The following is a 13,818-nucleotide window of genomic DNA, read 5'->3' on the forward strand; positions in this document are numbered from 1 at the left end:
TGAATAGCCTAAAAGTATTGTTGTAAGAGCGCCTTTTTCAACGGATTCCTAGCTGTTAATGGTCTTCCGCCTGCTCCATGACAGACCAAACGCCATTACTAATATAATATTATCGGCAAAACCTCATGCGCTTTTAATTAATAACGTTAAATCTTTTCGAGTTTAACCGCTGTTTGATAATAGCATGCGTTCTGCCCTTCGTTGCTCATCAAGGCCGGTGTCAACTGGTTGAGCGATTGCCCGAACTTCGCCCATCGCCCTTGATCGATACGAACAACGCTCTCCCTTATACCTTCATCAAGCTTGATTATGGCGGTTAGCTCGCCATGCGCGGATGCTACGCGAGCGGTCTCTGTATCTTCAATCCCATACGTGGCGGCTGTTGCAGGGTTGACCTTCGCAACCGGCAATGATTTGTTCTCGTCCGGTATCAGCTGGGAATGAATCCAGCTCCTGCTGTGTGTAGACAACAGGACGAGCGGATAATCGGTCGACTGTATCTCTGATGTCGAAAAACCGGTTATAAAATTAAACTTACCGGATTCGGTTTTAAACAAACGGTCCTCAAATGCCACCATCGGCGCCCCTGGGACACGCTTATGGGATTCCAACAAGGACTCATACGTAATACCTGATTTCTTCAGCGGCTTAATTATTTTTCGAATCCAACTCTCCGGCGTACCGGCCATCTCATCGCCAAAGCCTAAGAAATGGGCGAGGTCCCGGTAGATTTCAAAATCGCTCCGCGTATTGCCGACAGGCTCGATAGCCGGATTAACCAATCCCACTAGATTATGCCAATAGCTGCCTATAACATCATGCTCTTCTAAAAACGTGGTTACGGGAAGCACAACATCCGCGCTCTCGGCGGTGTCGGTCATAAATTGTTCCAACACAACCACAAAATCAATATTCTTGAGCGCCTCGGCGACAGATGTGATATTAGGCGATTGATTTAAGGGATTACCACCGTTAATAAAGGCCATCTTTATTGGAGGATCATCCAACTCGGCAATCGCCTTGCCCAGTAGCGGTTTGGGTATCTTCCTCGAATGCCGGGCGAATTCTTTGCCCTTAACGGATTCGTCAAAGTAGTCGAGCTCATCATGCCCGTGGTTGATTCCACCGCCGGGTATCCCGATATTGCCGGTTATCGCTCCAAGCGCATCGATGAGACGGAATGTCTCCGCGCCCCACGCGTATCGCTGAAGTCCCCAGCCGCAAACAATCGCCGCCGGCTTTTTCCCGCCATAAAGCGTTGCAAGGCCGGTAATATTTTCAATCGAAACACCGCATTTGTCACTTAGCGTTTCCATATCAAAGCTATCCACAAGGCTTCGATATTCGGCAAAATTTGCCGTGTGGTTGTCAATAAAACTCTTATCCGCCAGGTCTGACTCAATGATTATCTTTGCCATGCCAAGAGCCAGGTACCCATCCATACCGGGTTTAGGGCTTATGTGCATGTCGCAAAATCTTGCGGTATCGGTGGCGACGGGATCGATAAGAATAACCCGTGCGCCCCCGGACCTGGCTTCTTTGAGGATATGCGTCAAGTGCATATTCGTTTCGGATGGGTTTCTTCCCCATACGACAATTAATCTGGAGTTCAACAGATCAAGGGGATCGTGGCACGTGCGATAACCGAAATCCATCGTTTGCCCGGCGATACCGGCGCCGCCACAGAGACTGCCGGATGCTTCCGTCACCCCGCCCAACAGGTTAAAGAACCTTTTATTGAGCATTTTTAAGGCTCCTAGTGAACCAGAACCCTGGTAATGGAGGACGGAGAGGCTTCCATATTGGTCGATGGTCTGAACAAGCCTCCCCGCAATAGCGGAAAGCGCCGTCTCCCAGGATATCTCCCGCCAGTTTCCATCAACTTTAATAAGGGGCTCTAAAATCCGGTCCTTGCTGTAGAACCGCTGGATATAATTGAGGGCTTTTCTGCATAAAAAATGCTTGGTGATTTCGTGGTCTTTCGCGCCGGTTAATCCGACCAACCGGTCGTTGGTCACGTAAACGTTAATGCCACATGCATCCGGACAATCACGGGTACAGGTTGTAAGAACGGTGCGGCGTTCGGACATCTTCATCTCCTACTGCTAATAATTAAATACTTCAATGTCTGCGCGTACTACTATCAGTGACATATACGATTGCTTTATTACATTACCTGCCGTTTGGATAATAATTGTACGCTGTGATCCGACCCCATACGGAAACAATAAGCTTAATTCTATGTCTTTCTCAGAAAATATTGAAGCTTTATTTGCCGTAAGATTTAAAGGGTCGCCAACCCGTTTACGCTAACCATTAACATCGGACTCATGCCGGAGAAGCTTTAGGACTTAAGAAGCAAAAACAGTGCTAGATGAGCTAACGGTGCTACAGATGGATGTCCTCAACTCGGCGACAAGACCCCTCTTGAGGCGGCCTCTACGCCTAACCTCAATAGTGATAATAACTTATCTCATGGAGCAGCACTCGTTTAAACGTTGCCGAGGTATACGAAGTCGAGTTTTTCTCGTGCGATATGCTCTGCGAGGTGCAGCGTATCCAATGGCGTCGGCTCGGTCGCCAATTTGTACGATGGAAAATACCTTGAAAAATGAAGGGGTGTGTCCTTGCCCAGCGTGCCGGCAACCCAGTCAACCAGCTTCTCAATATCTTCTTTTGAGTCGTTTAGCCCGGGAATGACCAGGTTGGTTATCTCGATATGGCAATATTCCTTCGATAGCTCGGCTGTTTTCAGCACCGGCCTGAGATGCCCGCCCACCTTATGGTAAAACGATTCGCTAAATCCCTTCACGTCGATGTTCATCGCATCGATAAGCGGCAACAGCTCTCGAAGCGGCTCCTCCATGACGTAGCCATTGGTAACAAGCACGTTGTACATACCCGCTTCCTTAACCAGAACCGCGGTATCCTTAACATATTCATACCAGGTGAACGGCTCGTTATAGGTGTAGGCGACACCGATACACTCGTTCGGAACATATTTTCTCGCCAGTTCGACAACCTGCTTCGGGTCAAGCCTTGCCGTGAATTGCTTTGTAACGTCCTCGATTTCAATCCCGGGAAAGCTATCGCTTGGCTGGGCTATGTTCCAATTCTGGCACCAGGGACAGCGCAGATTACACCCGATGCCGCCTATTGAGAAAATAGTCGAGCCCGGATGGAAGTTATAGAGCGGCTTTTTCTCGATCGGATCGAGGTACGACGAGCTGACCCGCCCATACTCCATCGCATAAAGAGTTCCGTCTCTGTTCTTTCGAATAAAGCAATAGCCGCTCTCACCCGGCTCGATCAAACACAGCTGGGGGCACAGGCGACACTTGACCTTATTCTCTGCCCTTTTTTCATAAAACATCGCTTCTTTCATAGAGCTAACCCGCAATCACTTCGTATTATCTGCGAACAGCGGCGCCAGATCCCGCAGCTATCCGGCGGCAGCCATCTTCTCCTTGCCTTCAAGAACATTGATAATCGCCCGGATAAACGCCGGAAGGTCGGATACGTTTCGCGAAGTGACGATATTGCCATCGATTACCACCTCGGCGTCGACAATTATAGCGCCGGCGTTTTTAAGATCTACGGTAATCGACGGCCATGAGGTCATCGTTTTTCCGCGAACGATGCCCACGGAAATCAAGAGCGACGGCCCGTGGCAAATTGCGGCCACGAGCTTTCCCTGGTCGTAGATATCCCGCACAAACCCAACCGCATTATCGCTCAGGCGAAGCTTATCCGGAGAGCACCCACCGGGAATAACAACGGCATCAAAATCATCGGCGTTAACATCATCAAAACTCATATCGGTCATGACCTCTTCCTGCCGGTGGTGGCTTACGAGGTTTTGTTCGGCTTCGATACCGATTACAACAACACGGGCGCCTTCCTGCTGCAGGCGCTCATACGGCTGCTTGAACTCCTGCTCATCAAACTCGTTCGCGATAACTATCGCGATATCCCTCGTCTTAAGAGACATAACGGGCCTCCCTTTATAGTCAATACGTATATACAATAACTCTTTACGCAATAACTCTTTACGGTACCCGCTAATCTTTCTTCATAGGGAAGTGACGCGCGTGCATACCATGTTTACCGAACTTACCGTGTTTGCCAAACATGCCTTGTTTGGCAAATTTTCCCCATCCGCAGAGCCCCATCATTGTCTTTCCCATCATCATCTTGGATAGCTTTAGGAGTGTCAGACCAAACACGACGCCGAAGATTAGTATGACGGGCCCCATGTCTATGATGGGCTCATACTTAACACGATCCGCCGTAACGGTTATAAAGCCGAGGGGTTTAACCTTAACACCCATACCGACGCCGGCGCCCTCACCTTCCGGCCCGGCTTCGGGCTCATTCTGTTTCACCGGACCTTTACCACCGCCGCCTCCCCAACCGTATCCGATTGTCCCAACCGGAATCACGACCTTATCTCCGATTTGTCGCGACTCACCAAAAATCATCTCAACGTTTAACCCGCCCAACTGCGACATAATCTTGTCGACCGTATTGTTAAAATCGCTCACATCGTCCACCCCCCATAGTTTTTCGTTTTAATTAAACTAATTGAACTATTCCCATGAAGGTTGAAATTTAATACGGAGTACGTAGCGGCTAGATTATTCGCTTAAGCGATAAGCAGCAATACCCGCTATGATAAGGGCGAATACAAAACCCATGGGATTAAACCCGTATCCGGCGGCCAGAAGCCCGATCAATGTTGTCACTGCAGCGATCGCCATGAAGGCGGGGCCGCGATTTCCCCTCGCACCCCTGCGGACAGCCTCACCAACCAGCAGGCCGAAGATAAGACTAACGAAAAGGGAGCCGCGAAACCCCATGCTTAAGACGAAGCCACCAATAACTGAGGCAGCCAACCCGGCCAACGCCGCTCCGATATACTGGGATGGTTTCCCCTGCCGCAACATTCCCCTGTTCGGCGCGGCGCATTCGCGGCACTTAATGCCAACCGGAGTATACACCATACACTCCGGGCAGAGGCCTTCGCCGCAGTTGCTACAGGAAACGTTTGTTTCTCGATTTGGATGATTCTTGCAGTTCAATATACACTCACTCTTATATAATTACATAGTTTTTTTGCGGAGTTCACACTGTGACCCCTGCATTTATAGTCTAACAGCCCCACCTGCCCCGGTCAAAAAACACCGATCGCCACCGCCGCAGGAGGAGCTGTTGCTAAACAGCTTGCGGGCGGAGCTGAGTATTAATGCATAAAAAAACAGCACCTGAGTGCTGTTTGCTTATGGGGCTTCTTTGTCCAAGTGAGCTACATGTTCGCCGCGTGGGAGCAGCTGCATGCATGGTCGCGGTACATCTCGACTTTATTTCTGCCTTTGTCTTTTGCTTTATAAAGAGCGATGTCCGCACTTTTAATAATGCCTTCTTTAGAGATAGAATCGTTTGGATATGTGGCTACGCCGATAGATATGGTTAGCTTACCGAGTGGCTGGTTTTCCTCTCCTATAAACCGCGCTTGCTCGACATCGGCTCTAATACGCTCGGCAACGGCCGCCGCGCCCACTTTATCCGTCTCTGGGAGAACAACGCACATCTCTTCGCCGCCATAACGGTACACGGAATCGATATCTCGCACCGCATTTCGAATAATTTCGGCAACCGATGCAAGGGCCTCGTCACCCAGCTGATGGCCGTTATTATCGTTGTATTGCTTAAAATGGTCTATATCGATCATTGCAAATGATAGCTGTCTCTTACAGCGCTTTGCTCGACTGAGTTCGAGGCTTAAGTCGTTATTAAGCTTCCTGCAATTATAGAGCCTTGTTAGCGGATCTATAATACTTAAGTACTCGGTTTTTTGGTGCAGCTTGTTAACATCTCGTTCCGTCCACACCCAACCGATTATGGCTATTAGCAAGAGCGGTATGAAGACGGCAAAATGGTTGATTAACTCTGCTCGAACCTGATCGAGGATATACTTTTCATCAATACCCGCTCTAACTATCCATGGAACCTTTGATGCCGTGGTGAACGCATACACCCTATTCGTTCCGTCTGCAGACATCGCTTTATATGTTCCCTCGGTCTTACCCAGCATGAGCTTATAGCGATCGGCATCGGCGATATTCTTGCCTACCCATTTCTTTGGGTCTTTGTTCCTGGCGATATACGTGCCCATGTTATCGACGACACTGATCACCGTGTGTTGGGTGATATTAGTCTTCATGAGTTTATTCTGGATCTTCGTTAGATCAAAGGCCGCCGCCACAAGGCCGATTCTTTTGCCCGACATATCAAAAACCGGATATGTCACGTGCGTCACCGGCATTCCCGTGAGTTTGCTATACATGAAATCGCCAACCGCTATGCCGTTCGCGACTATGCCCCGGCGATAGCATCCGGTATCGCTTACGTTTACTTTTTTAGCGTCCTCGCTTTTTGCCATCTTCTCGGACATTGCAGCGACCTTGAGGTTGCCTTTAACGTCGACAAAAGCGATGAGATGATAAAACGGGTATTTCGGAACAATCTGATCCAGGTAGATTTTAACCGCCGGCCAGTTTTGGGTGCGCACATCTTTTAAGTTCGCGATAGGAATAAGAACTTCACCGGTAGAGTTGATGTACTCATCGATGTCATGCGCCACGCTTTTTACAAGGCTCAGGTTTTTTGCCTGTATTTCCGCTTCAAGGCGGTTGTTAATATCAATTGCCTTATAAATTGAAAAAGCGATAAACGGCAGCAACATGACCGCCAGAAGAATATACAATCTTCCCTTTAAAGACGAACGTTGTTTATAATCGTCGGATGTAGTGGAACGCACTTAAATACCCCTCAAAAAATAATGATGCGTGTAGGAGTTATTATCGGCTGTTTTGTTACATGTCTTTAACAATTATAACTAGAATTGTAGTGTATATTTTGTAGTGTATTTTTACGTCGCCTGCCTGCTATTATATCGGGGATTGCTTGTTTTTCTTCACGCGCATCCTTATTCCTACAACCACCTGCCAGCCAATAAAGAGGAATACGGTAGCGGTTGCGGCTATGGTTATGAGGTCTGTAGTTGAGTATCTGGATCTGAGGTTCATAACATCAACCTGGTTTAGGCCGATTTTCCAGTTCGATGGGTCGAATTTCGAGTTCGAGCTTAGCTCCCCGATTTCCACTTCGCTGATGTAATTCACATCAGGATAGATGCCTTTGTATACGCTATCTATATCGAGCTTAATATACTTTGTCTCCACCGGTTTTAGCGGCAGGTATTGCATTTGAAGTTCGTCTTTAAGCTCGAAGCGCTGGCTTGTGCCATCGGAAAACCGCAGCGTTATCTTGCGCGGGCGATTATACGTCTTATACATGCTTCCAAGGGTACCGTAGCCGGGTATTATCCTGAATTCCCGAACCCATTTCTTTTTTTCGAAGAAGAATATCGCCCACGAGTCTTTCCCTGGCCCACCGACGCCCCATGCGGTTGTGGGATCCCCGTCAACCAAGTTCTTAGGGCCCCACTGGTTTCCGTTATCCTCATGGATGCCCGATACTCTGATACTCTGTATAAAGTGATAATCTTTATCTGGGAAAATCCCTATTTCCATGTTCCCGTGCGGAACATAATTGGTGAAGCCCCAGGTCAGTTGATCTTTGCCGGACGTGAATCCGATGGGTAGAACCGCGAATTTTCCGGTAAACTCACCGAACCCCTGCGGGTAAACAAGGGCTCTTTCGTTGAGATCGCCCATCAAGCGGACGACATACGTGGCCTCACCGATTGAGCCTTTCCACGTCGATCCGGGATCGAGCGGGATAACGATTTTGTTACTCCACGGCATCATTCGTATCCAGTACCTATGCACAACAACCCTTCTCTGGTCCTTTATCAGCAGTACGTTATGTACATACCAGTTAATGTTGCCGTACATGTTGCCGATTTTCTGATCGGTCGTTTTTACGTTGCGTGTGTCGACTTCGTTGCCATCCACGTAGGCCTTGAAATTAAAAATCCCGTATTTCAGAGCGCTTTTGGAGTTGATATCCTCCGGCACTCCCATTACGAATTCTTGTTCCTGGCCGGCGTTGTGAAATTGATAGACGTTCTCTACTTCAGCAAAGCCATTTCTGAGCCATATCTGCATTACTTGTTTTTCAAGCTCTATGTCTGAGCTGTCCTGGGGTTTTATTGGGACTCCCGAGGAACCTAGATATGCGCTGTTCGCATATGCGGTTGTTGGGACTATGAGGATCAAAAGTGCAGCCAGTACCAAGATGCCAATAAATCTATCTCGTTTCATATATTCACCTTGAAGCCAAAAGTCGGCCTTACCTCACTTCATTATCTACTCCGACATCTTACTATATATTCTATAGAAAATTCATCCAATTGGCGACGTTTTGTTGATTTAATGCTTTGCAGGTAAATTGTATAATGAGCGTTAGTAGGCAAGGCGCTATAATATTTAGGTTACGGGAGTCTTCGCTTTGGGAAAAATAAACGAGACAGGAGAGTAGATATATGGCGGTAAATAACTATTTTAAAGGTTGGAGATGTAATGATGAGCGTTAGGAAGATCAAAACGGATGTTTATGCAGTTGGTGCGATTGATTGGGATAGGCGCCTGTTTGATGCGCTGATTCCCCTGCCCGAAGGAACGACATATAACTCATACCTGGTTAAGGGCGGCGAGAAAACGATGCTGATAGAAACGGTTGATCCGACAATGACACATGTATTGCTGGGCAATCTGAAAGAATTGGGGGTTGATAGCATTGATTATGTCGTCGCTAATCATGCCGAACAGGACCACTCTGGAAGCTTACCTGTTGTGCTTGATGCCTTCCCTATGGCACAGCTTGTCTGCTCGAATAAATGCAAGCCCATGCTTATCGACCTTCTCGCTATCCCGGAAGAGCGATTTCACACCGTAGAAAACGGCGCAACGCTTGAGCTTGGCGGCAAAAGCTTGCAGTTCCTCTATACGCCATGGGTGCACTGGCCTGAGACTATGGTGACGTACCTTAAGGAGGATCGCATCCTGTTCTCTTGTGATTTCTTGGGCGCCCATCTAGCTTCAAGCGATCTTTTTGTGGATGACAAGGCGGCGCTACATATAGCGGCAAAGCGGTATTTCGGCGAGATCATGATGCCGTTCAGGGCTGCAATACAAAACAACCTGGATAAGATAAGCGGGCTTGAGATCGATATTGTCGCCCCGAGTCATGGGCCCCTCTATAACAAGCCGAGAACGATCATCGAATCGTATCGGGATTGGGCCGACCCGGAGCCTAAGAACCTTGTCGTTATTCCCTATGTGACCATGCACGGGAGCACGAAACTGATGGTCGATCGCCTGGTTGGGGCGCTGATCGACCAGGGTGTTACTGTTGAGCAGTTTGATTTGACGTCGGTGGATCTCGGGGAGCTCGGGATCGGGCTTGTTGACGCTGCCACCATCGTTCTCGGAGCGCCGACCGTGCTCATGGGAGCACATCCCCTGGCGCTCTACGCAGCGCATCTTGCCAATGCTCTTCGCCCAAAGTTGAGATTTGTCTCGCTTATAGGCTCGTACGGCTGGGGGACAAAAGTGGTTGAGCAAGTAAGCGGTATTCTTACTAATCTTAAAGTAGAGGTAATCGAACCCGTTATCGTTAAAGGGGCGCCAACGCAGGAGACGTTTGCTGCGCTGGACCGCCTTGCCGGTGAAATTGCGGCCAAGCATCGCGAAAACGGCTTTAAGGCTTATTCTGATTAAGCGCTAACCTGCAAGCGATTATGGTTAGTATCCAATCTTGATGGAAACAGGCGGAGGTGCTATTAATATGTGAACGCGTAATATCTTTTAGCTATTATCGGGGGCACCCGATGAGGAGGCTTGCTTGAAAGTACCAGAGGTCATCGAAAAAGACACAGTTAAAGCCACAAAAAGCAATTACCACTGGTATGTCTTGGCAACTGTATTCGTAGGAACATTTATGGGGCCGCTTGATTCGAGCATCGTCAATATCGCTATTCCGTCATTGACCAAGTACTTCTCCGTTGGGATCACGACGGTGGAATGGGTTGTTATGGCCTACCTGCTCACCACATCGTCCCTGCTGCTAAGCACCGGTCGCCTTGGCGATATGGTGGGACATAAGCGGATTTATATTATAGGTTTTCTTACTTTCACGGCCGCCTCTGCTTTATGCGGTATTTCCGGCTCAGTCCAGCAATTGGTGTTTTTTCGAGTCGTGCAGGCTGTTGGGGCGACATGCATGTTTTCCAGCAGCCCCGCAATATTAACCGATGCGTTTCCGACCGAGCGCGGCAAGGCCCTCGGTTTGATCAGTATCTCGGTTGCCATAGGATTAACGGTCGGCCCGACGCTTGGCGGGTTTATCGTGCACAATTTCGGGTGGAGATGGATATTCTTCGTTAATATCCCCATCGGCATCATAGCCTCGATTATGGCGGCTTTTATCCTTAAAGAGAGCAAGTTGCCAACGGTAAAACGTTTTGATTTCGCCGGCGCGACAATGGCGTTTTTGGCCCTCTTCTCTGTCTTGCTCGCACTAAGTATGGGGGATAAGTGGGGTTGGCGGTCGTCTTCAACCATCGGGCTGCTGCTTGCGGCCGTCGTATTCGCCGCCGCATTCCTCTATTTTGAAAACAAAGTCGAGGAGCCGATGCTTGATTTATCGCTTTTTAGAATCCGACTCTTTACGACCGCAAATATCAGCGCGTTAATAAACTACGCATCCCTTTTTATTGCTACATTCCTGACGCCCTTCTATCTGCGCGACGTCTTCGGCGAATCTATCCAAACAACCGGTTTGGTATTGACTGTAATACCGCTTTTTATCGGACTTGTCGCACCGATTTCCGGGACCCTCTCCGACAAGATAGGGTCGCGCATGCTTTCCTCGCTAGGCCTGACGATCAACGCGCTCGCACTGTTGGGGTTATCACGGACATCGGTCAGCACCGGAATCCTGCCGGTAGCACTTTTTCTTGGTCTCTTCGGATTCGGAGCCGGGCTGTTCCAGTCCCCTAACTCGAGCGCAATTATGGGGGCGGTCCCGCGGCATCGCCTGGGTATCGCTGCAGGTATGCAAGCAACAATGCGAAGTGTCGGGATGGTGCTGGGCGTGGCTATGGCGGGTGCGATTGTCGGCACGTACGCCCCGGCGGGACCCGCCGATCCGCACATGGCATCGGCGATTCATATCGCATTTGTTTCCGGATCGGTTATTGCAGGAATCGGCGTCGTCGCCTCTCTTGTGCGCGGTGGTGCGGTATCCGTCACACAAGGCGCACTAAGTGGCCCTGCAGGGCCGGGTAAGCCGGATCAAGGCTAAAACGGTGACTGGCAAACCGGGAAGAATTTTCTATAAGTTTTCGATATTTTCCTGGAGGTTTTCAAGGATGGCGAGCGACCAGCCTAAAAACCCCATGAAGAAGAAATTGTCTTCGTCGTGGTCGCCGATATGCCACAATGCGTGCGCAGTCTCGCCCGGGCTGAAGCCTACCCAGGGGATAGATAACTCTATAAGCGCTTCCTCGACATCTAGAATCAGGTCTTCAAAATCGTCATCCAAAGAAACAAGGCGGTCTACCAGGGCAATGAGGCCGTCGGTCTCGCTTTTAAGCTCAAACAGATTTTCGGCGAAGTAATTCGTCATGTCCTCGGGGCAACCTTTTGATATAAGCTTCTTTACGACAACGCTATACTGTTGCCTGGAGTGGGCCTTTACCTCGTCCTTTAAGCCTTCACCGAGTTCGTTGGTCTTAAGCCCCTCGAGCACCTCTTCAACCTCATCCATATCCGCATCCTGATCCGTCTCTTCACTGAGCCAGTTTTCCGTCAGCGCGCTCACCTTGTCCATGAGCACATAGTAGCTGCGCCCGAATTGCTCGGAGAAATGGCGGAGGCTCTTTACCGCTTCGCGCATCTCAAGTATTTTCCCTGCGATATCCGTAGTCTCCGTCGCCTTGATGAGGTCGTTGGCCTTTGCGGTAAAATCCAGCGCTTGCATATACATTTGGGCCAGGTTATAGGCGGGTTTTACCGCTATCATTTGAGGAACCTGGCACTCTATGAGCTTCTTATATATCGCCCTATTTATGTTGGTCAAACCATTCTCGCGATTTGACGAATTAATCAGGTCTTTATTGTGGTCCATTAACATCCCTTCATAATGTTATTTATATCCATAAGCCGAATCGGTCAATAATTGTCTCATTATACAACTTTAGCGACCAAATAACTTTATCCAACCGATGGGTTAAATACCTTCACGGCGGGAATAAAGAAATCAGTGCCGACAAGAGTTATTTCGTAAATATACCGGGCAACCTTAAGTGCATTAATAAAGGATTCATAGCAAAGGATTAATAATTGAGGGCTGACTAAAGTTAAGGTGGTTTTTATGGATGTTTTTGACTTTGCACTCCTGTTTATTATAGGGTTTATCTTCGGCTTGTTTGGTAGGCTGATTTATGCGCGCTTGACCGGGCGGTTAGGGCCGGAATTAACGCGAAACGAGAGTAATGTAAGATATATCGATACCGCGCCGAGCCGCAAGGCCCAGACCGATACGCCAACCGAGCAGCAAGAGTCGCCGGAGAAACGGGCCGCTAATCAATAAGGACTCACAGGAAACAACGTCCCCCTTTAATCGAAATATTTTGCGCGCATGGCTTCGGAAATCTCTCGTGCGAGCGTGAAGGTGCGCTCGGCAAGGTCGGGCCTCATCACGCCGGTGCCGCAACTGGGTGTTATAAGGGCCTGGTTGATGAGGACCTCTTTATCTATTCCTTTATCCACGAGAAGCTGCATGCCCTCTTCCAGCCGTATGATAAGGCTTTCGGTGGTTTCCCCTGCAACCGTCTCGGGCGTGGGGAGCCCGGAGGGGACGATGCCCCAGGCAAGAACCCCTCCTCTATCCAGGAATGATTTAATTTCCGCAGGATAGAGGGCCACGGTTTCGCTGTAGTCGTAGGCATCGAAACTTATAACGTCCACGTTGGTTTGGGCAAGAAGACTCCAGTCGGTGTTGGCGCAACAGTGAATCCCGGTGAAACCGTCGACCGCGTCGATTATCTCGTTAAAATACTTGATTACTTCGTCCCGGTCGAGGCTCACAAAGGCCGAACCGATGGATGTGATGTACGGGTCGTCGATAAAGATCAGTGCGGGAAGATCGGGCCGCACCTCTTTAAACTTTTCGACCTGGAATTTTGCCTTCATGGCGAGCGTCTTGACAATACCCTCGCGCAGGACGTCGTCGTAGAATCCGGGCTTTTTGTTTTGGTCGGAGACAGTAAACCCTATGGTTATTGGGCCGACTATGTGCCCTTTGAGCATTTTTATGTCTGGATACCGGTCTTCCTTTAAAATCTCGAGGAACCGGTAGAGGCCCTGCGCATGTTCGCGACTTATCGCCAACCGGTCGATCTCGTTGTTTATATAGTGCCCGTAAAGCACCTCGAGTTCACCGACGATATCCCTGGTCGTATCGAAATAAATCCTGTTCGAAGCCTCGTCCACGACTATGCCCGGCATACCCTCGGTGCACTGCACGTATATGTTTTCCTTAAAGCCCAGGTTGGGTAGTTGCGGCCACATCGGGATATCACGCAAGTTATCGAACACCAACCGGCATGCGGCATCAACGTCGGTATGCGGCACACTCCCTATGGCAGTGGCCATGCATTTAGCCTCAAAAGACATGTGGGTCTACCTCGCTGTTATAGATTTGTCAGGACGGGGTCGTAACAACGCCGTCCCGCTTTTATTATACATAATTATCAGTCTGAATTCTGGCTTCTGACTCCCCGCTTCT

12 protein-coding genes are annotated in these 13,818 nt (G+C 49.2%); 3 read left to right on the forward strand and 9 right to left on the reverse strand.

Annotated features, from left to right (window positions below; all coding sequences use genetic code 11):
- Nucleotides 1-146: 146 nt before the first annotated feature.
- The 7 genes from COY37_RS06175 to COY37_RS06205 form a co-directional block, all read right to left on the reverse strand.
- The gene (locus tag COY37_RS06175; protein ID WP_286976779.1) at nt 147-2,090 is read right to left on the reverse strand and encodes a molybdopterin-dependent oxidoreductase; all 1,944 of its coding nucleotides are present in this window, start codon (nt 2,088-2,090) and stop codon (nt 147-149) included.
- 401 nt (nt 2,091-2,491) lie between these two features.
- Nucleotides 2,492-3,385 carry an AmmeMemoRadiSam system radical SAM enzyme gene (gene amrS / locus COY37_RS06180; protein WP_286679350.1) on the reverse strand — a complete coding sequence of 298 codons (894 nt, stop codon included), beginning with the start codon at nt 3,383-3,385 and terminating at the stop codon, nt 2,492-2,494.
- 57 nt (nt 3,386-3,442) lie between these two features.
- Entirely contained in the window at nt 3,443-3,991 is a 549-nt protein-coding gene (locus tag COY37_RS06185) for a type 1 glutamine amidotransferase domain-containing protein (RefSeq protein ID WP_286679351.1), read from the reverse strand.
- Between the two features lie 70 nt (nt 3,992-4,061).
- Nucleotides 4,062-4,544: a GerW family sporulation protein gene (locus tag COY37_RS06190; RefSeq protein ID WP_286679352.1), complete on the reverse strand. Its 483-nt coding sequence runs from the start codon at nt 4,542-4,544 to the stop codon at nt 4,062-4,064.
- A 93-nt stretch (nt 4,545-4,637) separates the two neighbouring features.
- On the reverse strand, nt 4,638-5,081 hold the full coding sequence (locus tag COY37_RS06195; protein WP_286679353.1) for a hypothetical protein: 444 nt from the start codon (nt 5,079-5,081) through the stop codon (nt 4,638-4,640).
- A gap of 224 nt (nt 5,082-5,305) precedes the next feature.
- Nucleotides 5,306-6,820, reverse strand: coding sequence for a sensor domain-containing diguanylate cyclase (locus tag COY37_RS06200; protein WP_286976783.1), 1,515 nt, complete (start codon nt 6,818-6,820; stop codon nt 5,306-5,308).
- Nucleotides 6,821-6,950: 130 nt separating this feature from the next.
- Nucleotides 6,951-8,288, reverse strand: coding sequence for a discoidin domain-containing protein (locus tag COY37_RS06205; RefSeq protein ID WP_286679355.1), 1,338 nt, complete (start codon nt 8,286-8,288; stop codon nt 6,951-6,953).
- 261 nt (nt 8,289-8,549) lie between these two features.
- On the opposite strand from COY37_RS06205, the gene COY37_RS06210 reads away from it, so the two are divergent.
- Both COY37_RS06210 and COY37_RS06215 read left to right on the forward strand, forming a co-directional pair.
- Nucleotides 8,550-9,746: an FprA family A-type flavoprotein gene (locus COY37_RS06210; protein ID WP_353682484.1), complete on the forward strand. Its 1,197-nt coding sequence runs from the start codon at nt 8,550-8,552 to the stop codon at nt 9,744-9,746.
- A gap of 124 nt (nt 9,747-9,870) precedes the next feature.
- Entirely contained in the window at nt 9,871-11,331 is a 1,461-nt protein-coding gene (locus tag COY37_RS06215) for an MFS transporter (protein WP_286679357.1), read from the forward strand.
- A gap of 30 nt (nt 11,332-11,361) precedes the next feature.
- Here the strand turns inward: COY37_RS06215 and COY37_RS06220 are convergent, their stop codons facing one another.
- Nucleotides 11,362-12,156, reverse strand: a complete 795-nt coding sequence (locus tag COY37_RS06220) for a hypothetical protein (protein ID WP_286679358.1) — start codon at nt 12,154-12,156, stop codon at nt 11,362-11,364.
- 246 nt (nt 12,157-12,402) lie between these two features.
- Between COY37_RS06220 and COY37_RS06225 the strand changes: the two genes are divergently transcribed.
- Nucleotides 12,403-12,621, forward strand: a complete 219-nt coding sequence (locus COY37_RS06225; RefSeq protein ID WP_286679359.1) for a hypothetical protein — start codon at nt 12,403-12,405, stop codon at nt 12,619-12,621.
- 26 nt (nt 12,622-12,647) lie between these two features.
- Here COY37_RS06225 and COY37_RS06230 read toward each other — a convergent pair whose 3' ends face one another.
- Entirely contained in the window at nt 12,648-13,706 is a 1,059-nt protein-coding gene (locus tag COY37_RS06230; protein WP_286976788.1) for a uroporphyrinogen decarboxylase/cobalamine-independent methonine synthase family protein, read from the reverse strand.
- Between the last annotated feature and the right edge of the window lie 112 nt (nt 13,707-13,818).

The organism is Candidatus Aquicultor secundus (assembly GCF_002791875.1).
Classification (GTDB): Bacteria; Actinomycetota; Aquicultoria; order Aquicultorales; family Aquicultoraceae; genus Aquicultor_A; species Aquicultor_A secundus.